The organism is Rhodovulum bhavnagarense (assembly GCF_004343505.1).
GTDB lineage: Bacteria > Pseudomonadota > Alphaproteobacteria > Rhodobacterales > Rhodobacteraceae > Rhodovulum > Rhodovulum bhavnagarense.
On sequence record NZ_SLXU01000004.1, the window covers coordinates 149,750 to 174,081 of the forward strand.

A 24,332-nucleotide genomic window follows, 5' to 3' on the forward strand; every position below is an offset into this window, starting at 1 on the left:
GAATCCTTGCGCGCCTCATCGCCAAAGGCAAGGCGGCGCTGCCGGCGCCGCAGATCGCATCGCCCCCGCGCACAGGATTTGCCCACCCTGCCCGCAGCGTGACCGGGTACGGGGTGGCGTGGTTGTTCCTGCCGGCGCGCCCCGGCCGGGCGGGGGCGTTCCACACGTCTCAGCCCGACAGGGCCTCTTCCAGTTCGCGGGCAAGGCGCCGTGTTTCCTCGGCCCGCGGCGGTGAAAAGCGCGCCAAAACGAGATAGGCCACCGGCGTTAGATAAAGCGTCGACAGCGTTGCCAGCCCCAGGCCGCCCACGATCACCCAGCCCAGAGCCTCGCGCGCCTCTGCACCGGCACCCGAGGACAGGATCAGCGGCACGCCCCCCAGAACGGTCGAGGTCATCGTCATCATCACCGGACGCAGGCGGATCGTGGCCGCATCCAGGATCGCCTCTCGCACCGCCGCACCGCCATCGCGCAACTGATTGGCGAATTCCACGATCAGGATACCGTTCTTGGCCATGATCCCGATCAGCATCACGAGACCAATCTGCGAGTATACATTCAGGCTGAGCCCGGTGACGGCCAGCGCGACAACCGCGCAGGCCAGCCCCAGCGGCACGGTGGCCATGACCACAACGGCCGAGACAAAGCTTTCGAACTGGGCGGCGAGAACGAGGAACACGATAGCGATGGCAAAGCCAAAGACGATGACGAGCCCCGAATTGGTCTGGTTCAGCGTCGCCGCCTCACCCAGCGGCACGATCCGGTTTTCCTCGGCCAGCAGGTCCTGGGCCAGCCGCTCCACCTCGCGCAAGGCATCGCCAAGTGCAAAATCAGGGGTCAGGCCCGCGGAAATCTCGACCGACCTGCTCTGGTCCTCGCGGTCCAGTTCGGGCGCTACGGCGCGTTCTTCGAGGCGGACGAAACTGGACATTGGCACCATTTGGCCCGCCGCGGTCTTGACGAAAACGTTTTCCAGGTCGCCGGGATCGTCCACCGGATCCGAACTCGACAGCAACTGCACGTCGTAGCTTTGATCCCCGATAAAGACCGATGCCACGCTGCGCCCGTTCAGCACCGCGCGCAGGGCGTGCCCCAGCCCGGTGATGTCGATACCAAGGTCAGAGGCCCGCATCCGGTCGATTTCCACGAAAAGCTGCGGCTGTGTGCGCTCGTACTCAAGTTGGACCGCACCGAATGCGGGGTTTTCCTCCATCCGCGCCACCAGCGCCTCGGACAGATCGGCAAGCTGGTCATAGCTGTCGCCCGTGATGGCAAAACTGAGCCCGCGCCCCGCGCCGCGGATGCCCAGGGAATTGGGCTGGATCACGAAGGCCCGCACCCCCACGATCCCCCGAAGCCGGGCGTTGATGTCGTCCACGATCTGCTGTTGGCCACGGTCGCGATCACCCCAGCGGGCCAGAGAGAACACCATGAAACCGCGATTATCTGCGCCAAAGCCCGAGATAGAGAAGATATTGGTGATCTCGCCGTCTTGGCGCAGCGGTTCCACCGCGTCCTCGATCGCGCGCATCCGCGACTGGGTGTAGTCCAGCGATACGCCCTGCGGCGCGGTGATGCGCAGCAAGGCCACCGCGCGATCCTCGCGCGGGGTCAGTTCTTGACGAATGCCGCCGGCGATGAAAACCGCGGTCAGCGCGAACAGCACGGCCGCCACTACGATAGCCAGCGGCGCAGCCAATGCCCAGCGAAGCGTCTGCGCATAAAGCGCGCCAAGTCTCGCCCCGATCCATGCGAGGGGCCCGCGACCCTGTTCGCTTCCTCCCGCGAGCATGCGGCTTGCCAGGACCGGGCACAGCGTCAACGCCACGACCGACGAGATCGCCACGGCGATGGCCAGCGTAAAGCCGAATTCGCGGAAAAGTCCCCCCGCCTGTCCGGGAAGGAATGACAAGGGCACGAACACCGCGGCCAGCGTCGCGGTGGTGGTGACGACCGCAAAGAAAACCTGCTTTGTACCCAGCACTGCCGCGGCGCGCGCCCCCATGCCCTCTGCCCGGCGGCGCACGATGTTTTCCAGCACCACGATGGCATCGTCGACCACCAGCCCGGTCGCCAGCACCAGCGCCAGAAGCGTCAGGATGTTGACCGAGAACCCCACGACATGGATCGCCGCCAGCGTGCCGATCAGTGCCACGGGCATGGTCAACGCAGGGATCAGCGTGGCGCGCAGATCGCGCAGGAACAGGAAGATCACCAGCACGACGATTGCGACCGCCAGCCCCAGCGTCTTTAGCACCTCGACGATGGCGCCTTTCACGAACACCGCGTCATCCGACGTGACAAAGATCGATATGTCATCGGGCAGCGTGCGGTCGAGTTCATCCACCGCCGCGCGCACCGCGCGCGAGATGTCCAGCGTGTTGCTGCCTGCCTGCCGGATCACGCCCATGCCCACGCCCGACTGGCCGTTGGCGCGCAGGATGGTTTCGTCCGGGGCTGGGCCCAGGCTGACGCGGGCCAGGTCACGCAGATAGACATCCGGCGCGACCAGCACCCCCTCGAAGGCCGAGGCCGAGGCCACCATCGCGGTGGTGCGCACGTTGATCGACTGGCTCTTGCCCTCCAGGTCGCCCGCCGCCGCGTTGAACCCCGCATCCGAAAGCGCCGCGGCGATATCGGCCAGCGTCAGGCCACGCGCCGCCAGCCGCGCCTGGTCTATATCGACGCGAAAGATCGGCTCGGCATCGCCATAGATATTGACATCGGCCACGCCCGCCACGGATACGATGCGGTCCTCGACGCGCTCTTGTACGATCTCGGTCAATTCGTGCGAGGACCGGCTCGGCGAGGTGACGGCGATCCGCATCACCGGCTGAGCATCGGCGTCTGCCTTGACGATCTCGGGGGCCTCGGCCCCGTCGGGCAGGTCGCCCGCGATGCGGGCCACCGCGTCGCGTGTATCCGTTGCAGCAACGTCGATATCGACATTCTCTGAAAATTCCAGCGTGACCCGACTGCGCCCGAAACGTGAATTGGACGAAATCGCGCGAATTCCGGCCACCCGGCCCACGGCGCCCTCGATCCGCCCGGTGATTTCCTGGTCGATGGTTTCGGGCGAGGCGCCGGGGAATTGCGTCGTAACGGTGACCACGGGACGATCCACGTTCGGCAATTCGCGAATCTCGACGCCGAACAGCGCAGCCAGCCCCGACAGAACGATCAGCGCGCTGACTACCAGCGCGAGGATCGGGCGGCGCACGAACAGCGCCGGTCCGCCCCCCTCGGCCGCGCGGCTGGCCTGTTCAAGCATCGCGCGCCCCCTCGAGGGCGCCCGGCCCGGCCGGGCGCATCCTTGCCTGCGGCTCGACGATGCGCAGCTCGGTACCCTCGCGCAGCGCCTGCACGCCCTCGGTCACCACCCGGTCCCCCGGCACGAGCTCGGACTCGACCAGCACCGCATCGGCATTGCGCTGTCGGATCGTGACCGCAACGCGCGCAGCCTTGCCATCGCGTACCACCCAGACATAGGCGCCCTCGCTGGACCATTGCACGGCAAGCGGGTCCACCTTCGGCAGCGTCTCACCCGGGAACCCCAGCTCGACCTCGAATGCCATGCCGCCGCGCAACATGTCACCGGCGTTTTCGACCCGCCCCTGAACGCGCAGCGTGCGGCTGGTGCTGTCCACGACATTGTCTACGGCATGCACCTCGCCCGCCAGTTCCAGATCGACCAGCCCCAACGGGCGCGCGATCAGCGCCAGGCCAGGCGAAACCTGGCCGACAACCCGCTCCGGCACGCGAAAATCGATCAGGATCTGTGAATTGTCGGTCAGCGTTGCCACGCTGTCACCACCTGAAACGCGGTCTCCCACCGCGATATCCAGAACGCCCACCGACCCGGCGAATGGCGCGCGCACGATGCGTTCGGCAAGGTCAAACTCGGCCTGGCGCAATTCCAGCTCAGCAGTGCGCAGGGCAAGATCGGCCTCGCGGCGGCGCACCTCGGTCACGGCGCCGGTGGTTTCCAGCCGCTTTACGCGCAGGGCCTCGTCGCGGGCATCCTCCAGCACCAGGCGGGCGCGTTCCACCGCGATCCTCTCGGCCTCGTCGTCCAGCCGCACCAGCCTGTCGCCCGCATCAACATAGTCGCCATCCTGGATGCCAAGTTCCACGATCTGACCGGCGACCTTTGTCCGGACCGTCACAGTGCGCAACGCCTTGGCGTCGCCGATGGCGATCACGCGATCGCGGATCTTGCCCGCCTCGACCTCGGCCGCCACCACCGTCGCCGGACCCCCGACATTACGCCGCCCGCCGGCTGCTGTTTCGGGCACGGGCGGGTCGATACCCAGAACGCCCAGCGCCCCGATCCGGTCAAGAACCGGCAGCGCAGAGGGCACATAGACGATCCACAGCCCGAGCGTCGCCGCGATGATTGCCGCGGAAAGGACAAGTTGCCGGATCATTCTGACGCCACCATGCGGATAACGGTTGCCGATATGAGAACCAAGCACATAGCGCGCAGCACGGAAAGTCACTTTCATCTCACGCGGATGTGGCGGGCCGCCGCCCGCGCGGCCGCAAGCCGGCATCTCAACGCATCGGCGGGCTTGTCCCCGGCCCTTTCGCACCCTAACATTGTTCCACGAACCGTTGGGGTGCCCCGCAAGGGGCTGAGAGGCCGCGCGCCAACCCATCGAACCTGATCCGGATCGTACCGGCGTAGGGAACGGTAACATCGTAAAGGGCCTCAGGGCCCCTGTCCGTCTCCGAGCCCATCGATCCTTTTGGCCATGGAGACGCGGAATGTCACGCGGACCTGTTATTTCGACCCTCCCCCGCCCCGCGGGGCTCCGTCTGCATTCCCGTCGCCCCTTTCTGAAAGGAGACATGATGAAACCCATTTTTGCCGCCCTTTGCCTTTGGTGTGCAGCCGTCGTACCCGCCGCCGCGCAGGACCGGCTGACCGTCATGCTGGACTGGTTTACCAATCCCGATCACGGCCCCGTCGTGATTGCGCAGGAACTGGGCTATTTCGCCCGGGCCGGGCTGGAGGTCGAAACCGTCAGCCCCGCCGATCCCAACGACCCGCCGCGCATGGCCGCCGCCGGGCGTGTCGATCTGGCGGTCAGCTATCAGCCGCAGTTGCATCTCAGCCGCCATGCGGGCCTGCCGCTGGTTCGGGTGGGCACGCTGATCTCTACCCCGCTGTCCTGCCTGGTGGTGCTGGCCGACGGGCCGGTGGAAACCCTCACCGACCTGAAGGGCGGCAAGGTCGGATTTGCCGTGGCCGGCGTGCAGGAGGTGATGCTGAACGCCATGCTGGCCAATGCGGGGCTGGCGCCCGAGGATGTGCAGCAGATCAATGTCGGCTGGTCGATCTCGCCCGCGCTGATGTCGGGGCAGGTCGACGGGGTGATCGGTGCGTTCCGCAATTTCGAACTGAACCACCTGGCGATGGAAGGCCGCCCCGGCCGCTGCTTCAACCCCGAGGAACAGGGCGTGCCCGCCTATGACGAGCTGATCTATGTCGCCAACCCCGACCGCATGAACCGCGACGCCATCGCCCGGTTCCTGCGCGCGACGGAACGCGCGGCCGCCTTCATCCTGAACCACCCCGACCGTGCGTGGGAAATCTTCGCCGCCACCGCGCCCGAGCTGGACACGGAACTGAACCGCCGCGCCTGGGCCGATACCTGGCCGCGTTTCGCCACCCGGCCCGCCGCGATGGATGCCGGGCGCTATGCGCGGTTCGAGGCGTTCCTGGCCGAGGCGGGCGCCACCCAAGGCGGGCTGCCGGTCGCAGACCTGGCCATCGACGTGACCGCGCCATGACGGGGGCGGCACCCGCGCTGCGGATCGCCGGCGATCTGCGGCTGGGGACGCAGACCTTGTGCCGGGATCTGTTGCTGGAGGTGCCGGGCGGGGGCTGGACCGTCCTGTTGGGCCGGTCCGGCGTGGGCAAGTCCACGCTGGGGCGGCTGATCGCGGGGCTGGCCACACCGGCGCGCCTGATCGGCGGGATCGCGGCCAGCGACGACCGCCCCCTTGCGGGTCGTGTCGCGGTGATGGCGCAGGGCGATCAGTTGTTGCCCTGGGCCAATGCCCTGTCCAACGCGACCATCGGTGCGCAGCTGCGGGGCAAGGCCCCCGACCGGGCGCGCGCCCGCACGCTGCTGGCCAGGGCCGGGCTGAATGGGCTGGAACATCGCCGCCCCGCGCAGCTGTCCGGCGGTCAGCGCCAGCGCGTGGCGCTGGTGCGCACCCTGATCGAGGACAAGCCGGTGGTGGTGCTGGACGAACCTTTCTCGGCGCTGGACGCAGGCACGCGGGCGGCGATGCAGGACCTTGCCGCGCGGATGCTGGCGGGGCGCACGGTGATCCTGATCACCCATGATCCGCTGGAGGCCGCGCGCCTGGCCCATCGCGCCTTTCTGCTGGGGTCCGAGGGCGCGCGGCGGCTGGACCTGCCTGACCGTTCCCCGCCCCGCCCCATCGACGCGGCCGAGACGCTGGCTGCGCAGGGGGCGTTCTATGGCGCGCTGCTGGGACGGGCCGCGGCATGAGGGGGCTGTTGCATCTGGGGCTGGCCGCGGGCGTTGGCCTTGCGCTCTGGCAGGGGATCGTCTGGGCGACGGACCTGCCGCCCTTCATCCTGCCCGGTCCCGACCGCGTCGCGCGGACGATGATCGACAGCGCGGCGGTTCTGGCCGGGCAGGCGGGCTTTACCGCGCTGAACCTCGCCGTGGGCATGGCCGCCGGTGTGGCGTTGGGCATCGTCACGGCGCTGCAGCTTGCGCTTTCGCCCGGGGCGCGGCTGCTGGTGCGGCCGCTTCTGGTCTTTGCCCAGGCGGTGCCGGTCTTTGCGCTGGCGCCGATCATCACGCTATGGCTGGGCTATGGCGCGCCCTCCAAGATCGTGATGGTGGCGCTGGTGATCTATTTCCCGGTCACATCGGCGCTGTTCGACGGGCTGATGCGCCTGCCCCCGGGGCTGGAGGATCTGGCCCAGGCCCTGCAGGCCCGCCCGCTGCGCAAGCTGGTCTTGCTGCAACTGCCCAATGCCCTGCCGGCGCTGGGCTCCGGCCTGCGGCTGGCGGCGGTCTATGCCCCTTTTGCGGTGGTGGTGGGCGAATGGGTCGGATCGTCTCGCGGGTTGGGCTACCTGATGCTGATGGCCAACGGGCGCGGGCAGACCGACCTGATGTTTGCTGCGCTGATCGTGCTGGCGGGGATGAGTGTCACCCTGTTCTTCGCCATCGACCGGCTGGCCCGGCGCTGGGGGCGCGAGGCGTAGGGCCACCCAGGGGAAAGGGCCGGGGTGTCCCAGTCGGGCCGGGCAGCCTTATTTCGAAAAATTAGGAAATAGGGCTGGCCCGAGGCTATATTTCGTATATTCTCGAATTATGGAAGATCTGATTCCCTCCCGCCTTGCCACCCTTGGCCATCCGCAACGGCTTGCGATCTTTCGGCTGTTGATGCGGCGCTACCCCGACCGTGTGGCCGCGGGCGAGATTGCCGCGGCGCTGGATATCCGGCCCAGCACCCTGTCGGCCTATCTGGGCGCCTTGATGCAGTCCGGGCTGGTCACGCAGGACCGCGCGGGGACATCCCGCCGTTACACGGTTGCGCTAGCCCAGGTGCAAGACACCTTCGATTACCTCTTTCTCGATTGCTGCCGCGGGCGCACCGACATCTGCGCGCCCACAGCCCCCCATCCCCAACCAGGACCCGCCGCCATGCCTGACCGAAAATACAACGTGCTCTTCATCTGCACCGGCAACTCCGCCCGCTCGATCTTTGCCGAATCCATCCTGCGCGACTGGGCCGACGACCGGTTCACCGCCTATTCCGCCGGGACCAAACCCTATTCGGAACTCAACCCCTTTGCCGTGCAGGTGCTGCAAGACAAGGGCCACGATACCGCCGCCCTGCGCGCCAAGAACGTGGCCGAGTTCCAGGGCGCGGATGCGCCGGTTATGGATTTCGTCTTTACCGTCTGCGACCAGGCCGCGAACGAGGAATGCCCGCCCTGGCCAGGCCAGCCGATCAGCGCCCATTGGGGCGTGCCCGACCCGGTCAAGGCCGAGGGCAGCGATGCCGAGAAAAGCCTTGCCTTCCAGCACGCCTATGGCGCGCTGAAAAACCGGATCAAGGCCTTTGCCGCGCTGCCTTTCGACCAATTGGACCGCATCGCCCTGCAAAGGGCGGTCGACGACATCGCTTCGGTCGAGGAGCAGGCATGACCACCTATGCGCTGAACGGCCTGGGCCGCATCGGAAAACTGGCGCTGAAACCCCTGCTGGAACGCGGCGCCGACATTGCCTGGATCAACGACGCGGTGGGCGACCCCGAGATGCATGCGCATCTGCTGGAATTCGACACGGTACACGGGCGCTGGGACGCCGCGTTTTCCCATGATGCGGACAGCATCACCATCGACGGGGTGCGCCTGCCCGTGCATGGCGCATCCCGGATCGAGGATCTGCCGCTGGACGGTGTCGACGTGGTGATCGACTGCACCGGCTATTTCAAGACCGAGGCCCGGATCGCCCCCTATTTCGCGGCCGGCGTGAAAAAGGTCGTCGTCTCCGCCCCGGTCAAGGACGGGGATGCGGCCAACATCGTCTATGGCATCAACCACGACATCTACGATCCCGCCCGGCACCGGATCGTCACCGCGGCCAGTTGCACCACCAACTGCCTGGCGCCGGTGGTCAAGGTCATCCACGAGGGGCTGGGGATCGAACACGGGGTCATCACCACGATCCACGACGTGACCAACACCCAGACCATCGTCGACCGCCCCGCCAAGGACCTGCGCCGGGCAAGGTCTGCGCTGAACTCGTTGATCCCCACCACCACGGGCAGCGCCACGGCGATCACGTTGATCTACCCCGAATTGAAGGGCAAGCTGAACGGCCACGCGGTGCGGGTGCCGCTGCTGAACGGCTCGCTCACCGATTGCGTGTTCGAGGTGGCGCGAAAGACCACCGCAGAGGAAGTCAACGCGCTGCTGAAATCCGCCGCCGAGGGACCGCTAAGGGGCATCCTGGGTTACGAGGAACGGCCGCTGGTCAGCGCGGACTATGTGAACGACGCACGCTCGGGTATCGTCGATGCACCGTCGACCATGGTGGTGGATGGCACTCAGGTAAAGATCTACGCCTGGTACGACAACGAGATGGGCTATGCCCACCGGCTGGTGGATGTGGCGTTCATGGTAGGGGACAGCCTGTGATCCACCGCCCCGAGGGACTGTCGGCCTATATCGCCGTCACCGCCGCCTATTGGGCCTTCATGCTGACCGACGGCGCCCTGCGCATGCTGGTGCTGCTTCATTTCCACACGCTGGGATTCAGCCCAATCCAGTTGGCCTATCTCTTCGTCCTTTATGAAATCGCGGGGATGGTCACGAACCTGTCCGCGGGGTGGCTGGCCGCACGGTTCGGGTTGACCTCGACCCTGTATGCCGGGCTGGGGATACAGGTCGCCGCCCTTGTCGCGCTGGCCTTCCTGAACCCCGACTGGGCTATTGGGCTGTCGGTGGCCTATGTGATGGCGGTGCAGGGCGCCTCTGGCGTGGCCAAGGACCTGGCCAAGATGTCGTCCAAGTCGGCGGTCAAGCTGCTGGCCCCGAAAGAGGACGGGGGCCTGTTTCGCTGGGTCGCGGTGCTGACCGGGTCCAAGAACGCGGTCAAGGGCGTGGGCTTTCTGCTGGGTGCCGCGCTGCTGGCCACGCTGGGATTCACCTGGGCGGTGCTGGTGATGGCGGCGGTGCTGGCCGTGATCCTGGTGGCAGTGCTGGTCGCCATGCCGCCGGGCCTGCCCCGGGGGCGCAAGGGTGCGAAATTCTCTGAGGTCTTTTCCAAGTCGGCCAACGTGAACTGGCTGTCGGCGGCGCGCGTGTTCCTGTTCGGGGCGCGCGACGTGTGGTTCGTCGTCGGCATCCCGATCTATTTCTATGCCGTGCTGTCGGACGGGTCCGAGGCCGGCAACCGCGCGGCCTTCTTCCTGATCGGCAGCTTCATGGCGGTCTGGATCATCCTTTACGGCGTCGTTCAAGCCAATGCGCCGCGCCTGCTGCGCGCGAAATCCCGCCCCGAGGCCGAGCTGGTCGGTGCTGCCCGCCGCTGGGCGCTGATGCTACTGGCGGTACCCGCGGCACTGTCATTGGCCACGTTTCTGGCCGATGGCCGGGCGCCCTGGTTGACGGTGATGCTGGTCGCGGGGCTATTGGCGTTCGGTGCGATCTTCGCGGTGAACTCGGCGCTTCATTCCTACCTGATCCTTGCCTTTACCCGCGAGGAACGGGTGACCATGGATGTCGGGTTCTATTACATGGCGAACGCGGGCGGACGGTTGATCGGCACGGTCCTGTCGGGACTGACCTACCAGGTTGGCGGGCTGGCGCTGACGCTGGGCACGGCTGCCGCGATGGTCGCGGTTTCGGCGCTGGCGTCCGGGCGGCTGAGCGTCGCGCCCCGCCCGGCCTGAGCCCTGCCCGATTGCCGTGCCACCGGGCCTGTGCTAGGCGCAGGAAACGGCAATGGGGATGGCAGGCGGGCATGGGCTGGCGTGGCTATATCGACGCCCCCCACGGGGTGGTCTTTTTCTGGTCGCAAAAGGCGGCCTGCACCACGCTGTTCGGTTTTCTTGCCGACAACATGGACCCGCGCCCGACCCGCAAACAGCATTTCCACCTCGAAAGCAAAGGCAGCCGGAAATGCCTTGAGGCAATCGAGGCAGAGGGCCACCGCGCGGTGATCCTGGCGCGGCATCCCGTGACACGCTGTATCAGCGCCTATTTCAACAAGTTCTGCCAGTATCGCGGCAAGTCCCTGCGCCATCGTGACGACCTTGAACCGTTCGCCCGCGACCTGCACGATCATTTCTGCGCGATGCGCGGGCACAAGACCGACGATAACATCCTGACCTTCGAGGATTTCCTGGATACCGTCGCAGACCTGCACGCGACCCGGCCAAAGCCGCACCTGCCGATCAACGGCCATTGGGATACGCAGGTGCCGGCGCATCTTGTACAGGCGGGCTTTGCCTATGACGAGGTGATCCGGGTCGAGACGCTTGATCGTGACATGCCCGCGCTGGCAGAGCGGCTTTGCATGCGCTGGACCCCCCGGACGATGAACCGCACAAGGGTCGCGGAAACCCCGACCAAGGGATATCTCGGCACCCTGCCCGCGCGAGAGGTTGCCGCGTATCCCTTTGGATACGCCAATTTCATCACGCCCGACACTCTCGCGCGGATCGGAGAAATCTACGAGGTGGATTTCACGATGTTCGGCTACCAGCCCACGCCTTGAGCGGGTCAGGCTCAGACCCCGACACAGTCGCGCTGACGCCGGTCGTAAGAGGACGGGATACCCAGTAACTCGCGATATTTCGCAACCGTCCTGCGGGCCAGCGGAAAACCCGCGCCCTTGGCCTGGCTGGCGATCGCGGCATCGCTGAGGGGATGCGTGCCATCCTCGCCGCGCACGATGTCCCGAACCAACGCGATAACCGCGTCCTGCGACGGGCCGACCTCGCCCGTGCCCGGCGTGAAGGCCCTGCTGAAGAACGCGCGCAAGGGCAGCGTGCCACGCGGTGTTTCGATCAGCCGCCCCGCCACGGCGCGACTGATGGTGCTGGGGTGCAACTCCATCTCGTCGGCCAGGTCCTGGGTGGTCAGCGGACGCAGATGCGCCTGACCCTGCTCAAGGAACGCCTCTTGCCGGCGCACCAGCGCGGCCGCCGCGCGCAACAGCGTGGCCTGCCGCCGTTCCACCGTGCGGCACAGCCAGCGCGCGCGCGACAGCGCCCGGTTGGAAAAGTCGCGCGCCGCGGCATTGTCCCGGCTGTCAGGGGCGGCGCGCACACTGATGGCGGGCATCGTCGACCGGTTCAGTTCGACCTGCCATCCGCCATCCCCGCGGGTCACCCGCAAGTCGGGTGGCAGGATCGGGGCGGGATCGGCGGCAAAGGCCAATCCCGGTTTGGGGTCGAGGCCGCGAATGGCGCGCAGCGCGTTGCGCACATCGTCGGGCGTGCCGTCACACAGATCCGCGAGTTCGGCAATACGCCCCTCGGCAATCATCGCGAGGTTATCCAGCACGACCGAAAGTTCCCAGGTGAAAAGCCCGCCATCCTCGGCCTGAAGCTTCAGGCACTCGGCCAGGTCGCGCGCGAAAAGCCCCGCCGGTTCGAATTGTTGCAGCCTGTCCAGCACGGCCTCGGCCACGCTCAACGGTACGCAGGCAGTGGCGGCCACCGCCTCTATCGGCTGACCAAGCCAGCCGGTGGGTTCCAGCACCTCGGCAAAGGCAAATGCCACCCTGCGCGCGGCGGGGCTGGAAAAGGCAAGGGCGATCTGGCGGGCAACATGTTCGTGAAGACTGGGCTTGCCGCTTTCCAGCGCGGCAACCGGGTCGCGGTCAAACGCGCGGGCAGCCGCCGCCGAGGGCAATTCGGGCAGAGGTTCGGGCAGGGCCACGTCCAGGCAGGGATTCGAAAGCGCCTCTTCGGCAAGATGCGCGGCCAGGTCGAGATTGCTCATTTGCAGGATCTTGAGCGAGGCCTGCATCCTTTCGGTCATGGCCAGACCCTGCGTCTGGCGTTGGGTGAGCATCATCTCCATGGCATCAGCCTAGCATGAACCGACCGCGATCGCGGGAATATTGTGCCGCGCCCCCGGCCCGTTGACCACCCGCCCCTGCCGTATCGATGCAAAGGCGCGGAGCGGCCGGCGGCAGTCATCGGGAAATCGGCAAAAGCCCCTCCAACGGCACAATGTTTCCTCGCGACCGGGCGTAGATCTTGAGCGCCTTCTGCTGGCGCGGCGACGAATTGACGAAATCCTGATGCGCGCGGCAAAGCGCCTTTTGCGCCTCGGCGCGAATGGCCTCCTCGTCAAGGGCGCCCAGATCGACCTTGGCCAGGTAGTCGCCCATCCGTTTCATGACGTGCAACCGGGCACGATTCAGAACAGAGGGGTCATAATCGAGGTCGAGAAAGGCAAACATGTCCTCGGCCGACGAAAGGGCGCGCATCTGGTCCAGCACGCCGGGGCGGGTTGCGTTGGTCATGGCAGGCTCCGTTCCTGGGGGTCGCAGGGCGCGGGCCGAAGGGCAAGCGCCCCGGCCCGCGCGGCAAGAATGGCAAGATCGGCAGGGGTCGCGGGGCGTTTCCACTGCCCGGCCCAGTCGCGCAAGAGCGGCAACACGGCGCGCGCGCTGTCGGGATCGGAAGGCAGGCCCGCATCGGCCAGCGCAGCCCTGAGCGCAGCAAGGCCCGAATGCTTGCCCAACACGATCTGGCGGGACCGACCAAACCGCGCGGGGCTGAGCGCGGGCGCCTCGTAGGTGGCCGGGTCCTTCATCAGCCCGTCAACATGGATGCCGGATTCATGAGCAAAGACATTTCGTCCGACAATGGGTCGGCCAAGGCAAAGCTGTCGCCCCGAGGCACGCGCGACAAGATCGGACAGCGCACAGAGCCGATCCAGCGCGACGCCGGTCGGGCGGCCCTGAACGGCCAGCGCGGCAACGACCTGTTCCAGCGCGGCGTTGCCGGCGCGTTCGCCCAGCCCGTTGACGGTGACCGACAGGTGGGTTGCCCCCGCGCGGGCCGCAGCCAGCGTGTTGGCAGTGGCAAGGCCCAGATCGTCATGGGCATGGAATTCCAGCGGCAGCGGCCCACCAGCCAGCGGCGCAACAAGCGCGATCGTTGCAAACGGGTCCATCAGGCCCAGCGTGTCGGCCAGGCGCAGACGGATCGCCCCCGCCCCGGCCGCGGTCTCTGCGATCCGGGCAAGAAAGCCGGGATCGGCGCGCGAGGCATCCTCTGCCCCCACCGAGACTGCGAACCCCGCGTCACCGGCCAACCGAACCAGTCGGTCCAGCTCGTCCAGTGCCCAGTCGCGCGTCTTGCCCAGCTTGGCGGCCAGTTGTCGGTCCGAGGCAGGCACGGTCAGGTGAACGCGGCCCAGGCCGGTCAGCACCGCCAGATCGAGGTCGCCCTCGCGCAGGCGGCACCAGGCCACGCCCGCAGCCCGCGAAAGGCTTGCCGCGGCCTCGCGGATCGCCTGAACCTCGGCCATCCCCATCGCGGGCACGCCGAGTTCCACCTCGTCCACCCCGGCCGCATCCAGGGCCACGGCGATCGCAACCTTTTCCGCAACCGAAAAGGCAACGCCCGCGGCTTGTTCGCCATCGCGCAAGGTGGTGTCGCAGATCGCGGGCGCGAAGGCGTCCGCAATAACGGGGACGGTCATGGCCTGTCTCCGCTGCGGGCAGGAACGGGAACGACGAGAACGGCGCGCCCCAGCGCATCGGCCAGCCGCTTTTGCAGCCCGCCCAGCGTCAGGCCCGCCAGCTGGCAACCTGAACAGCTGCCCTTGAGCAAGACACGCACGCGGGGCCCGATGATATCGACCAGTTCCACATCGCCACCATCAGCTTGGAATTGCGGACGCATCCGGGCCAGGACGGCCCTCGCGGCGGCGGTTTCCTCGTCGGAATCAAGGCAGCGCGTCGAGGCGGGCAAAGGCCGGGGCGCGGTAGGGGTCAGAGGCGCGATGGCCAGCGGCACCGCGGCCCGGTTGCCCTTTGCCGCACGAAAAGCCGGCGGCTGGGCGTAATCCCCAAGCGCGGCGGCCAGCGCATCGGCGGCCACCCGTGCCGACGATCGCTCTGACTCGGGCAGGCCGCCCAACAAGGTCTCGACCTGCGCGGCAGTGATCGCGCGGGCCTCGGCCAAGGTCTTGCCGATCACGCATTCGCTCAGCGCAGAGGCGGCGGCGATATCGGGGCCGCTGCCCGTGGACTGAAAGCGTGCGGCCGCCACGATACCGCTCTCGATACGAAGCATCAGCCGCAGCGCATCCCCCGTGCGCACCGATCCCGCCTGGCCCAGGGCATTGGCATCCTCAAGGAGGCCACGGTTGCGGGGATTGAGGAAATGGTCGGTCAGGGTCGGGGAATAATCCAGCATCTTGGCCCCTCAGCAAAAGGATTTGCCGCAACCGCAGCCCGCCGCGGCATTGGGGTTGTCAAAGACGAAACCGGACCCTTCCAGCCCGTTGACGAAATCGATGGTCGTGCCGACGAGATAGCCCTGGCTTTCAGGATCGATCAGGACAGTGACGCCCTCGGCCTCGACCACGGCATCGCCATCCTCACGGCTGAGTTCCAGCGCCATGGCGTATTGCAGACCGGCGCAGCCACCCGATTGCACCATCAGGCGCAACCCGGCAATCGGTTGCCCCGCCCCCTCTATCGCGGTGGCCATCGCGTCGCGTGCGGCTTGGGTGATCTGGATCATCGGCGTCTCCTGTCGGTTCGAGCATCCCTCGCAAGAAGGAAGCACAAGGCGTGCCAAGAAAATGACCCGGGTTTTTCAGCCTGTTTGCCCATGGCACTGGAAGAGTGTCACGATTGTCGGACGGCGCATTGGCGGGTTTGCGACACAAAGCGCCCTGGCGGGCGCTGGCCTCCGGCGGGGGTATTTCACCCAAGAAGAAGGGGGACGGAAGAACACCCGCCGATGGCAGGCCGGGGCCCGGCAAGGGGGCCAGGCGTCAGCCAGCCTCGGCGGGGGCGTGAACCTGGCAGGCGGAGGGACAGACGCGGGCGCAGGCGCCGCAGCCGATGCAGTCGCCGGCATCGGCAAGGACCATCACCTTGCGTTCTATCTCGTCCTCGTGATCCTCGTCGTCGAGGTCGACGATCATGCCCTCGTCGGTCACGCCTTTCAGCGTCAGCACGCTGCGTGCGCAAACCTTGTAGCAGCGGCCGCAGCCGATGCATTTTTCGACGTCGATCGACATCAGGAATTCCGGGACATATTCGGTCCCGCCACGGGTGGTGGCTGTGATGGGCATGGGAACTCCTTGGATCATGCCGAGGCGGCGTCGGGGAAACGGGCGATCATGTCCGCGGCGTCTCGGCTGGCCTGTTCGCCCGCCTCGGCAAGCCGGACATAGGTTTCGAAACCAAATCGGTGGATGTCGCGCACATGTTTCGACAGCACCACAAGCCGACCCGAAATCAGCACGATCCGGCCGAAGCCTTCATGGTGGATCTTCGACATCTGCGCGGCCATCGCGCCGGTGCGCTTTTCCAGCAGCAGGGCGACGGCCTCGTAGAATTTCTCGACCCGCCAGAGAAGATCGGGGTCCGGGTCGCCCATGATCGGCATCTCGCGCCGTTCCTCGGCGGTGACGATGTATTCTTCCAGCAATTCGGCGTCGGGTTTGCCGTCCCAGCTGCCATAGCTGTCCTCGGCGCGGATCACGGCAGCCAGCTGTTTCAGGAACTCGTTTGCGGGCATCTCGCCGCCGCGCGGCAGGGTTTCGGTTCCGGCACTCATTCGCTGACATCCTCGGCGTAATCGGCGGCGAAATCGGTTTTCGGGCGGCACAGCACCTTGCGCAGGAAGGGCGGCGGGCTGCCCTTGAGCATCGTCTGGGTCTGGGCCAGCACCTCCGCGATGGGCTCGGGCGCCTTGCGCTTGATCGGGTGGATGCCGGCGCGCACCACCTTGGCCGCCGAGGGCCCGCCGATCGCCAGCACGAACAACAGCGCACAGCCCGACAGCGCCTCGACCTTGGGGGTGATGCGGTCGTCGATATCGTTGTGCTGGCCGCTTTGGGCGGTGACATCGTCGAATTCCAGCACCTCGACCACCCGGGCGGCGGCGGTCGTCACCTCGTAGATGGCGAATTTCCTGGCCGAGCCGAAATGCGCGTCCAGGTGTTCCATGTCATTGGTCGCGATGGCGATTTTCAGGGGTGTTTCGCTGGTCATGGATTCCTCCGGCTCAATGAGGCGCAGTCTGCGGGCGGTCATGCTCGAACTCCTGCTCGATGGGTGCGGCGCCGAAATCCTCGGGGCGCGCGGTGTGGGGATGGGCCAGCACGGCATTGGCGACCTCGAACAGGAAGGCGCGGGTGCCGCGATAGCCGACGCGGCAGGCATCCTGCGCGCCGAGGCGGTCGTTGATCGGAAAGCCCACGCGGATCAGCGGCAGGCCGGTCGCGGCGGCGGCGTGGCGGGCATGGGCGTGGCTGATCAGCAGGGTGGCGCCCGACTCGCGCGCGCCGTCTTCCAGATCGCCGAGATCGCCGAGGATCGCGGTGTCCGAGGGGATGGCCTCGGTGATGGGATTGGCGGGGGAGGTGACCACGCAGCAGGCGGCCTCTGCCCCCATCCCCGCCAGCGCGGAGGTCAGGGCATAGGCAAGATCGGCGTCGGCGGCGATGGCGTAGCGCAGCCCGCCGGTCTGGAAATGCGCGTCCAGCATCGCGTCCTGCAGGCGGGCGCGCTCGCGCTTGATCGCGGGGGGGGCGTCGGCGGTGCCGGCGACGTTCATCAGGGCGGAGACGAAATTGTCCACCGCCTGAAGGCCGGTCAGCGAGCGGAAGACCTGGACCGGCATGTGCCCCCGCTGGCCCAGCAGGTCGGCCGCGCCGCGCATGCTTTCGCCGATGGCGAAGGTGACGGCGGATTTGGCCATGTCGGGGATCGCGTCCACGGGCGTGCCGCCCAGCGAACAGCCCGACCAGTCGTCGGCCAGGTGCCCGTCCAGCGAAAACGACAGGTCCGGCAGCACGATCGGTTTCAGCCCGAAGGCGCGGACCATCCGCACGATTTCCTCGACCTCGGCCGGGGTCAGGTAATTGGCCGGAAGCAGGTTCACCTGCCGCAGGTCGCGGTCGCAGAACATCGGGTCGACCTCGGGGACCATCGTGTCGATGATCGCCCGCACGGCCTTGGCCCAGCCATCCTCCATCGCGCCATCGAAATCGGGGGTGGAGGCATAGACCACCTTGAGATCGGCCAGGTCGGGACGCCGGGCCAGGATGTCGGACAGCTCGGCCGGCACATCCTCTCCGCGGGTTTCGGTAAGCGCGGTGGAGGCAATGCCGATGAAGCGGGGATTGGCACGTTTCTTCAGGTTGGCCAGCGCCTCTTCGATCTGGTCGGCGCCGCCCAGGATCGTGGAGACCTCGTTCATCGCGGTGGTCTGCAGCGGGATCGCCTCGCGGAAATGGCGCACCATGTGGACCATGGCGAAGGCGGTGCAGCCCTGGGCGCCGTGAAACAGCGGTATCGCGCGTTCGATGCCGAGATAGGCCATCGCGGCGCCCAGTGGCGCGCTGGTCTTCAGCGGGTTGGTGGACACGGCGCGACGGGGGCGGGTCAGGCGGGCCATGGGATCAGTCCTCGAAATCGGTGGGGTCGTTGGCAAGCCCGGTGACCGGGCAGCGGTCCTTGATCCGGGGGCGGTGGCCGGCAAAGGGGCGATCCTCGTCCCAGGGGGCGGGGCGGCGGACGTCGTCCCAGACGGGGTTGTTCGCGGAACGGTCGATGGCGCGGACCAGATCCACCATGCCCATGTAGCCGGCATAGGGTTCGTGTTTTTCCTGGTTCACGTCGATCCAGGGCACCCGCGCCTTGAGGCCCACGAACTGGCTGCGCGCGCCCGACATCAGGATGTCGGCGCCCGAGGCTTTCAGCGTGGCGTACATGTCCTTGGGCGCCATGTTCTCGTACATATGCGCCTCGGTGCCCATGACCTCGATCACGCGGGCCTTGTCGTTGTCCGTTGCCTTGCGGACGGAGGTGCCGACGACCTCGACCCCCAGTTCCTGCAGGGCCGAGACGACCGACCAGCTTTTGTGTCCGCCGGTGTAGAGCAGCACGCGCTTGCCCTCGACCCGGGGGCGGTAGGCGGCCAGTTCTGCGCGGACCTTGGCCTCTTCCTCTTCGATCAGGGCCTCGCAGCGGTCGATCAGGTCCGCATCGGCGCCGCGGTCGACCAGCATGCGGCACATGGTGCGCAGCGCCTCGGACGTGTCGGAAATGCCGTAGAAGGAGCCCTCGAAATAGGGGATGCCGTATTTCTCCTCCATCTTCCGGGCCAGGCCCTGCAGCGCGTGGGAACAGACCAGCATGGTCACGCGCGCGCGGTGCATCTGCGCGACCTGGCGGTAACGGGCGTCCGCCGACAGCGAGCCGAGGATGCGGATGCCGAGGCGGTCGAGCAGCGGCTTTACCTGCCACAACTCGCCCGACAGGTTGTAATCGCCCATGATGTTGATGTCATAGGCGGTGGTCCGTTCGGGTTCCTGCGTGCCGATGACATGGCGGAACATCATCTCGCCGCCCAGCTTGCAGCCGAGGTTCTTGGAGCCGACGAAACCGGGCACGTCGACCGGGATGGCCGGGGTGCCGAAAGCCTCGGTCGCGGCCTTGCAGACGGCGCCGATATCGTCGCCGACCATAGAGGTGACGCAGGTGGAATAGACGAAGACGGCGGGGGGATCGTGTTTCTCCACGATCTCACGGATCGCGCGGTAGAGCTTCTTCTCGCCATGGCCCATGACGATGTCGAGTTCGGTCAGGTCCGTGGTGAAGCCGGTCTTGTACAGCATCGACCCCGACGAGGCCGAGCCCCGGTTGTCCCAGGAATTGCCGCCGCAGGCCAGCGGCGCATGCACCAGATGCGCCACGTCCACGATCGGTTGCAGGGTGATCATCGCCCCGTCGAAGGCGCAGCCGCCCGCGGCCGCGCCGGGCGTCAGAGGTTTCGCGCAGCCCTTTTTCCGATCCGCGGCGGATTTTGCGCGGTTGGTGGCGCAGGCGGGCTCAACGAAAGCCTCTTGCACGGTTTGCTTAAGGGCGTCGGACATCAGGGCACTCCGGGTTGCTGTCAAAGTCAAAGCACGGAGCGTGCCAAGGCGGTCCTGCGTTGTTTTCCAGAGGATTGAGGGGCAGCGACAGCGTGTTGTCGCAATTGTCGGGCGCGGGAGTGGCAGGTTTGCGACAGAAAGCGCCCTGGCGGGCGCTGGCCTCCGGCGGGGGTATTTTCACCAAGAAGAAGAGGACGAAACGGCCGAGCGCGGGCGGTTGCGCAGCCCAGGTATCGTCGGCGGACCGCCCTGTGCATTAAAACGGCCGGCGCTTGTGCACCGGCCGTTCCGGGGATTGGCAGTCCCGGCAATGGAAGAGGACAGGAGAAGCGGAACTGCCGAACCCTTAGCGGGTGAGGTCGAAGGAGATATCCGTCTCGCCCAGCTTGCCGGTGTCGGTATCCAGCTTGTCGAAGACCGTATCCAGCAGCTTGACCAGCACGTTCAGGCCACCCTGGTAGCCCCAGGTCGGGAAGCGGTGGTGGTGGTGACGGTCGAAGATCGGGAAGGTCAGGCGGATCAGCGGGATACCCAGGTCGCGTTCCAGGTACTTGCCGTAGCTGTTGCCGATCAGCAGGTCCGTGGGTTCGGTCGCGAGGATCGAGCGCAGGTGCCAGAGGTCCTTGCCGGCCCAGACCTGCGCGTTCGCGCCGAAGGGCGAGGAGGCCAGAAGCTCTTCCATCTGGGCCTTCCATTCCTTGCTGCCGTTGGTGGCCAGGCAGTGGGTCGGCTCGCCGCCGGTTTCCATGACGAAGCGGGCCATCGCATAGACGAAGTCTGGATCGCCGTAGATCGCGTAGGTCTTGCCGTGCAGGTAGGCCTGGCTGTCGGCCATCGCGTCGACCAGGCGGCCACGCTCCAGCGTCAGGCTGTCGGGGATCGCCTTGCCAGAGAGGTCACTGACCTTCATCAGGAATTCGTCGGTGCCCTGCACGCCCATCGGGTAGTGGAAGGCCGCCGTTTCCTGGCCCGCCTTTTCGCACAGTTCCAGCGTTCGCTTGGTGTTGTATTCCTGCATGGACAGGGTGGCCTTGGCGTTCACCGCGGCCTTGGCATCCTCCAGCTTGGTGCCACCGTCATACATGCGGAACGTGCCGTCCGAGGGGGTGTCATAGACATCCGACACGTCCGACAGCAGCGTGTAGGTCACGCCCATCTCGCGCAGCATCCGGTTCAGTTCGCGGATGTTGCCCACCGCGTAGCCGTCAAAGCCGGGGATGATGTTGATGCTGTCGGTTTCCTTACGCGTGGCATCCTTCCAGAAGTGACCCAGGATGCCCTTGATCATGTTGTCGTAGCCATCGACGTGGCTGCCGACGAAGGCGGGGGTGTGGGCGAAGGGCACGTCGTAATCCTCGGGGACAGAGCCCTTTTCCTTGGCCTGGATGATGAAGGAGTTGAGATCGTCGCCGATGACCTCGGCCATGCAGGTGGTCGAGACCGCGATCATCTTGGGGGAATAGAGCGCGTAGGTATTGGCCAGGCCATCCACCATGTTCACCAACCCGCCGAATACCGCCGCATCCTCGGTCATCGAGGAGGACACCGCCGAGGACGGTTCCTTGAAGTGGCGGGAAAGGTGCGAGCGGTAGTAGGCCACGCAGCCCTGTGAGCCGTGCACGAAGCTCATCGTGCCCTCGAACCCGGCGGCGGCAAAGACGGCGCCCAGAGGCTGGCAGGCCTTGGCGGGGTTGATCACCAACGCCTCGCGGGCGAGGTTCTTTTCGCGGTAGTCCCAGGACTTGGTCCAGTCGAGGATTTCCGTCACCTGCGGCGCGGTCGGCGCGTTTTCATACTTCGCCCGCTTGGCCTTGAGCATGTCCTGGTATTCGGGCTCGTGGAACAGCTTGTTGTGGTCCAGCACCTTGTCTGCCGATTGAGGCATCTGTCGCTTCCTTCTTCAGGCCCGTCCGCATTCCGAGACGCGGCCGAAAGGGTTGAGGGGAAGCGGAGGCATCACACCCCCGCCGCGGGCCGGTCAGGCCGATTTCTTCCACGGGGCGTCGAACATGCCCCAGATCGGGTTGTTGATCGCCAGGTCCATGTCGCGGGCGAAGATGGCGAAGCCGTCATAGCCGTGATAGGGGCCCGAGTAGTCCCAGCTGTGCATCTGGCGGAACGGGATACCCATCTTCTGGGTGGGGTATTTTTCCTTGATGCCGGAACCGACCAGGTCGGGGCGGATCGTCTCGATGAACTTCTCCAGCTCATAGCCGGTCACGTCATCGTAGATCAGCGTGCCTTCCTTGATGTGCTCGCCGGTGCGCTTGTAATCGTCGCCATGGGCGAACTCGTAGCCGGTACCCGCGATTTCCATGCCCAGGTCGTCATAGGCGGTCACGACGTGGCGCGGGCGCAGGCCGCCCACATAGAGCATCACCTTCTTGCCTTCGAGGCGCGGCTTGTACTTGGCCAGGATCTCGTCGACCAGCGGCTGGTACTTGGCGATCACCGCCTCGGCCTTGTCCTGGATGGTCTTGTCGAACTTGGCCGCGATGGCGCGCAGGGATGCGGCGATCTGGCTGGGCCCGAAGAAGTTGTATTCCATCCACGGCACGCCGTGCTTTTCCTCCATGTGGCGGCAGATGTAGTTCATCGACCGATAGCAGTGGATGAGGTTCAGCTTGGCCTTGGGGGCGTTCTCCATCTCGGCCAAGGTCGCGTCGCCCGACCAGGAACCGACGACGTTCAGGCCGATCTCTTCCAGCAGGATGCGCGAGGACCAGGCGTCGCCGCCGATGTTGTAGTCGCCGATGATGTTGACGTCATAGGGGGTGGCCTCGTACTCGGACCCTTCGCCGTCCAGCACCCAGTCACGGATACAGTCATTGGCGATGTGGTGGCCCAGCGATTGCGACACGCCGCGGAAACCCTCGCAGCGGACCGGCACGATGGTCTTGCCGATGTCCTTCTTCTTCTTGCGGGCGACCGCCTCGATGTCATCGCCGATCAGGCCGATCGGGCATTCCGACTGCACCGAGATGCCCTTGGCCAGCGGGAACAGCGTGTTGATCTCGTCGATCGTCTTTTCCAGCTTCTTGTCGCCGCCAAAGACGATGTCCTTTTCCTGGAAATCGGTCGTGAACTGGAAGGTGACGAAGCTGTCGACGCCGGTGGTGCCAGTGTAGTAGTTGCGCCGCTGGGACCAGGAATAATGGCCGCAGCCGACGGGGCCGTGGCTGATATGGACCATGTCCTTGACCGGGCCCCAGACCACGCCCTTGGACCCCGCATAGGCGCAGCCGCGGATCGTCATCACGCCGGGGACCGACTTGACGTTGGATTTCACCGTGTCGCATTTCGACACGATTTCGGTTTCTCCTTCGGGCACCGGTTCGGCCACGCCAAGATGCTTGGCGCGTTTCTTGGCCGCTTTGGCGGGATAGGCGGAGAGGACCTCTTCGATCAGCTTCTCGGGCGCGATCGGATCGGGAATGTCTTTGGCCATCTGGCTGACTCCTTGGGGTGGAATGGGAGGGGCCGGCGCAGAGGCCGGCCCGCATGTCTCAGGCCTCGGACGCGGCGATCTGCGCCAGCCGGTCTTCCTCGGACTGCATGATGCCGAAATCCATCAGCATCTCTTCCAGCTCCTCCATGGTGATCGGGGTGGGCACCACGCCCTTGCCAGAGTTGTCATGGATTTTCCGGGCCAGTTCGCGATACTCGTTCGCCTGTTTGCAGTCGGGCGCATACTGGATCACCGTCTCGCGGCGCAGTTCGGCATGCTGCACGATGTTGTCGCGCGGAACGAAGTGGATCATCTTGCAGCCCAGCCGCTCGGACAGTGCCTCGGCCAGTTCCAGTTCGCGGTCGGTCTTGCGCTCGTTGCAGATCAGCCCGCCCAAGCGCACGCCGCCCGAATTGGCGTATTTCAGGATGCCCTTGGCGATGTTGTTGGCAGCATAAAGCGCCATCATCTCGCCCGACATCACGATGTAGATCTCCTGCGCCTTGTTCTCGCGGATGGGCATGGCAAAGCCGCCGCAGACCACGTCGCCCAGCACGTCGTAGGACACATAGTCCACGTCGTCATAGGCGCCGTTCTCTTCCAGGAAGTTGATCGCGGTGATCACGCCGCGGCCGGCGCAGCCCACCCCCGGCTCGGGGCCGCCGGCCTCGGTGCACTTGATGCCCTTGTAGCCGACCTTCATCACGTCTTCGAGTTCGAGATCCTCGACCGACCCCGCCTCGGCGGCCAGGTGCAGCACCGTGTCCTGCAACTTGGTGTTCAGGATAAGGCGGGTCGAGTCGGCCTTGGGATCGCAGCCGACGATCAGGATTTTCTGGTCGAGCTCGACCAGGGCGGCCAGCGTGTTCTGCGAGGTGGTGGACTTGCCGATACCACCTTTGCCGTAAAAAGCGATCTGTCTCAGCGCGCTCATGGGGTTGGTCCTTTGCAGCTTGTGTAATCCGGTGTCGCGAGAAGGCATCGCGGCCCCTCTCACCCCTTCAGAAGCAGCGAACATGCCAAGGGCAAAAAACTTCATTTATCTTTTTTTTTCAGTGGCTTGAATTTCCATACCCGTCTCGGATCCGATGTGTCGAACACGACAAAACCACGACAAGGGCGCCACTGCCCGAACGCGTCCCGGTCGCGGCGTCGGATCATGGGTATTTTTGCCAAGAAGAAGGACAGGGGGTTCTTCTTGGTGAAAATACCCGAAAAACAAGCGGCCCC

The 24,332-nt window shown here is 66.1% G+C and carries 22 protein-coding genes and 1 riboswitch; of the genes, 7 read left to right on the forward strand and 15 right to left on the reverse strand.

Features of this window, described 5'->3' with window-relative positions:
- Window positions 1-169: 169 nt before the first annotated feature.
- Together EV663_RS06745 and EV663_RS06750 are read right to left on the reverse strand one after the other, a co-directional pair.
- The gene (locus EV663_RS06745; protein ID WP_132951026.1) at window positions 170-3,271 is read right to left on the reverse strand and encodes an efflux RND transporter permease subunit; all 3,102 of its coding nucleotides are present in this window, start codon (window positions 3,269-3,271) and stop codon (window positions 170-172) included.
- Complete coding sequence (locus EV663_RS06750; protein ID WP_243697893.1) at window positions 3,264-4,427, reverse strand: efflux RND transporter periplasmic adaptor subunit; 1,164 nt, start codon at window positions 4,425-4,427, stop codon at window positions 3,264-3,266. Before EV663_RS06750 ends, EV663_RS06745 begins: the two co-directional genes overlap by 8 nt.
- A 178-nt stretch (window positions 4,428-4,605) precedes the next feature.
- A riboswitch (TPP riboswitch) is annotated at window positions 4,606-4,707 on the forward strand.
- Window positions 4,708-4,854: 147 nt separating this feature from the next.
- On the opposite strand from EV663_RS06750, the gene EV663_RS06755 reads away from it, so the two are divergent.
- From EV663_RS06755 to EV663_RS06785, 7 genes are all read left to right on the forward strand, one after another.
- Window positions 4,855-5,796, forward strand: coding sequence for an ABC transporter substrate-binding protein (locus EV663_RS06755; RefSeq protein ID WP_132951028.1), 942 nt, complete (start codon window positions 4,855-4,857; stop codon window positions 5,794-5,796).
- Window positions 5,793-6,527, forward strand: a complete 735-nt coding sequence (locus EV663_RS06760; RefSeq protein WP_132951029.1) for an ABC transporter ATP-binding protein — start codon at window positions 5,793-5,795, stop codon at window positions 6,525-6,527. Before EV663_RS06755 ends, EV663_RS06760 begins: the two co-directional genes overlap by 4 nt.
- The gene (locus tag EV663_RS06765) at window positions 6,524-7,258 is read left to right on the forward strand and encodes an ABC transporter permease (RefSeq protein WP_132951030.1); all 735 of its coding nucleotides are present in this window, start codon (window positions 6,524-6,526) and stop codon (window positions 7,256-7,258) included. The genes EV663_RS06760 and EV663_RS06765 overlap by 4 nt, the downstream gene beginning before the upstream one ends.
- 109 nt (window positions 7,259-7,367) lie before the next feature.
- Window positions 7,368-8,207 (forward strand): arsenate reductase/protein-tyrosine-phosphatase family protein, encoded by an 840-nt coding sequence (locus EV663_RS06770; RefSeq protein ID WP_132951031.1) that lies wholly within the window; start codon window positions 7,368-7,370, stop codon window positions 8,205-8,207.
- A complete protein-coding gene (locus tag EV663_RS06775; RefSeq protein ID WP_132951032.1) occupies window positions 8,204-9,202 on the forward strand; it encodes an ArsJ-associated glyceraldehyde-3-phosphate dehydrogenase in 999 nt (332 codons plus the stop codon). The genes EV663_RS06770 and EV663_RS06775 overlap by 4 nt, the downstream gene beginning before the upstream one ends.
- Window positions 9,199-10,458: an organoarsenical effux MFS transporter ArsJ gene (gene arsJ / locus EV663_RS06780; RefSeq protein ID WP_132951033.1), complete on the forward strand. Its 1,260-nt coding sequence runs from the start codon at window positions 9,199-9,201 to the stop codon at window positions 10,456-10,458. The genes EV663_RS06775 and arsJ overlap by 4 nt, the downstream gene beginning before the upstream one ends.
- Before the next feature lie 71 nt (window positions 10,459-10,529).
- Window positions 10,530-11,285: a sulfotransferase family 2 domain-containing protein gene (locus tag EV663_RS06785; protein ID WP_132951034.1), complete on the forward strand. Its 756-nt coding sequence runs from the start codon at window positions 10,530-10,532 to the stop codon at window positions 11,283-11,285.
- Between the two features lie 11 nt (window positions 11,286-11,296).
- On the opposite strand, the gene rpoN is transcribed toward EV663_RS06785, so the two are convergent.
- The 13 genes from rpoN to nifH form a co-directional block, all read right to left on the reverse strand.
- Complete coding sequence (rpoN, locus tag EV663_RS06790; protein WP_132951035.1) at window positions 11,297-12,598, reverse strand: RNA polymerase factor sigma-54; 1,302 nt, start codon at window positions 12,596-12,598, stop codon at window positions 11,297-11,299.
- 115 nt (window positions 12,599-12,713) lie between these two features.
- Complete coding sequence (gene nifW, locus EV663_RS06795) at window positions 12,714-13,046, reverse strand: nitrogenase-stabilizing/protective protein NifW (protein ID WP_132951036.1); 333 nt, start codon at window positions 13,044-13,046, stop codon at window positions 12,714-12,716.
- The gene (nifV, locus tag EV663_RS06800; RefSeq protein WP_132951037.1) at window positions 13,043-14,233 is read right to left on the reverse strand and encodes a homocitrate synthase; all 1,191 of its coding nucleotides are present in this window, start codon (window positions 14,231-14,233) and stop codon (window positions 13,043-13,045) included. Before nifV ends, nifW begins: the two co-directional genes overlap by 4 nt.
- A complete protein-coding gene (locus tag EV663_RS06805; protein ID WP_132951038.1) occupies window positions 14,230-14,952 on the reverse strand; it encodes an iron-sulfur cluster assembly scaffold protein in 723 nt (240 codons plus the stop codon). The genes nifV and EV663_RS06805 overlap by 4 nt, the downstream gene beginning before the upstream one ends.
- Window positions 14,953-14,961: 9 nt before the next feature.
- Window positions 14,962-15,282: a HesB/IscA family protein gene (locus EV663_RS06810; protein WP_132951039.1), complete on the reverse strand. Its 321-nt coding sequence runs from the start codon at window positions 15,280-15,282 to the stop codon at window positions 14,962-14,964.
- Between the two features lie 256 nt (window positions 15,283-15,538).
- Entirely contained in the window at window positions 15,539-15,841 is a 303-nt protein-coding gene (gene fdxB / locus EV663_RS06815) for a ferredoxin III, nif-specific (RefSeq protein WP_132951040.1), read from the reverse strand.
- Between the two features lie 14 nt (window positions 15,842-15,855).
- A complete protein-coding gene (locus tag EV663_RS06820) occupies window positions 15,856-16,329 on the reverse strand; it encodes a NifX-associated nitrogen fixation protein (protein WP_132951041.1) in 474 nt (157 codons plus the stop codon).
- Window positions 16,326-16,766, reverse strand: a complete 441-nt coding sequence (gene nifX, locus EV663_RS06825; RefSeq protein WP_243697894.1) for a nitrogen fixation protein NifX — start codon at window positions 16,764-16,766, stop codon at window positions 16,326-16,328. Before nifX ends, EV663_RS06820 begins: the two co-directional genes overlap by 4 nt.
- Before the next feature lie 13 nt (window positions 16,767-16,779).
- A complete protein-coding gene (gene nifN, locus EV663_RS06830; protein ID WP_132951043.1) occupies window positions 16,780-18,174 on the reverse strand; it encodes a nitrogenase iron-molybdenum cofactor biosynthesis protein NifN in 1,395 nt (464 codons plus the stop codon).
- 4 nt (window positions 18,175-18,178) lie between these two features.
- Window positions 18,179-19,654: a nitrogenase iron-molybdenum cofactor biosynthesis protein NifE gene (nifE, locus tag EV663_RS06835; RefSeq protein ID WP_132951044.1), complete on the reverse strand. Its 1,476-nt coding sequence runs from the start codon at window positions 19,652-19,654 to the stop codon at window positions 18,179-18,181.
- A 346-nt stretch (window positions 19,655-20,000) separates the two neighbouring features.
- Complete coding sequence (gene nifK, locus EV663_RS06840) at window positions 20,001-21,539, reverse strand: nitrogenase molybdenum-iron protein subunit beta (protein WP_132951045.1); 1,539 nt, start codon at window positions 21,537-21,539, stop codon at window positions 20,001-20,003.
- A 93-nt stretch (window positions 21,540-21,632) separates the two neighbouring features.
- Window positions 21,633-23,102 (reverse strand): nitrogenase molybdenum-iron protein alpha chain, encoded by a 1,470-nt coding sequence (gene nifD / locus EV663_RS06845; protein ID WP_132951046.1) that lies wholly within the window; start codon window positions 23,100-23,102, stop codon window positions 21,633-21,635.
- A 58-nt stretch (window positions 23,103-23,160) separates the two neighbouring features.
- Entirely contained in the window at window positions 23,161-24,036 is an 876-nt protein-coding gene (gene nifH, locus EV663_RS06850) for a nitrogenase iron protein (protein WP_132951047.1), read from the reverse strand.
- Window positions 24,037-24,332: the final 296 nt, after the last annotated feature.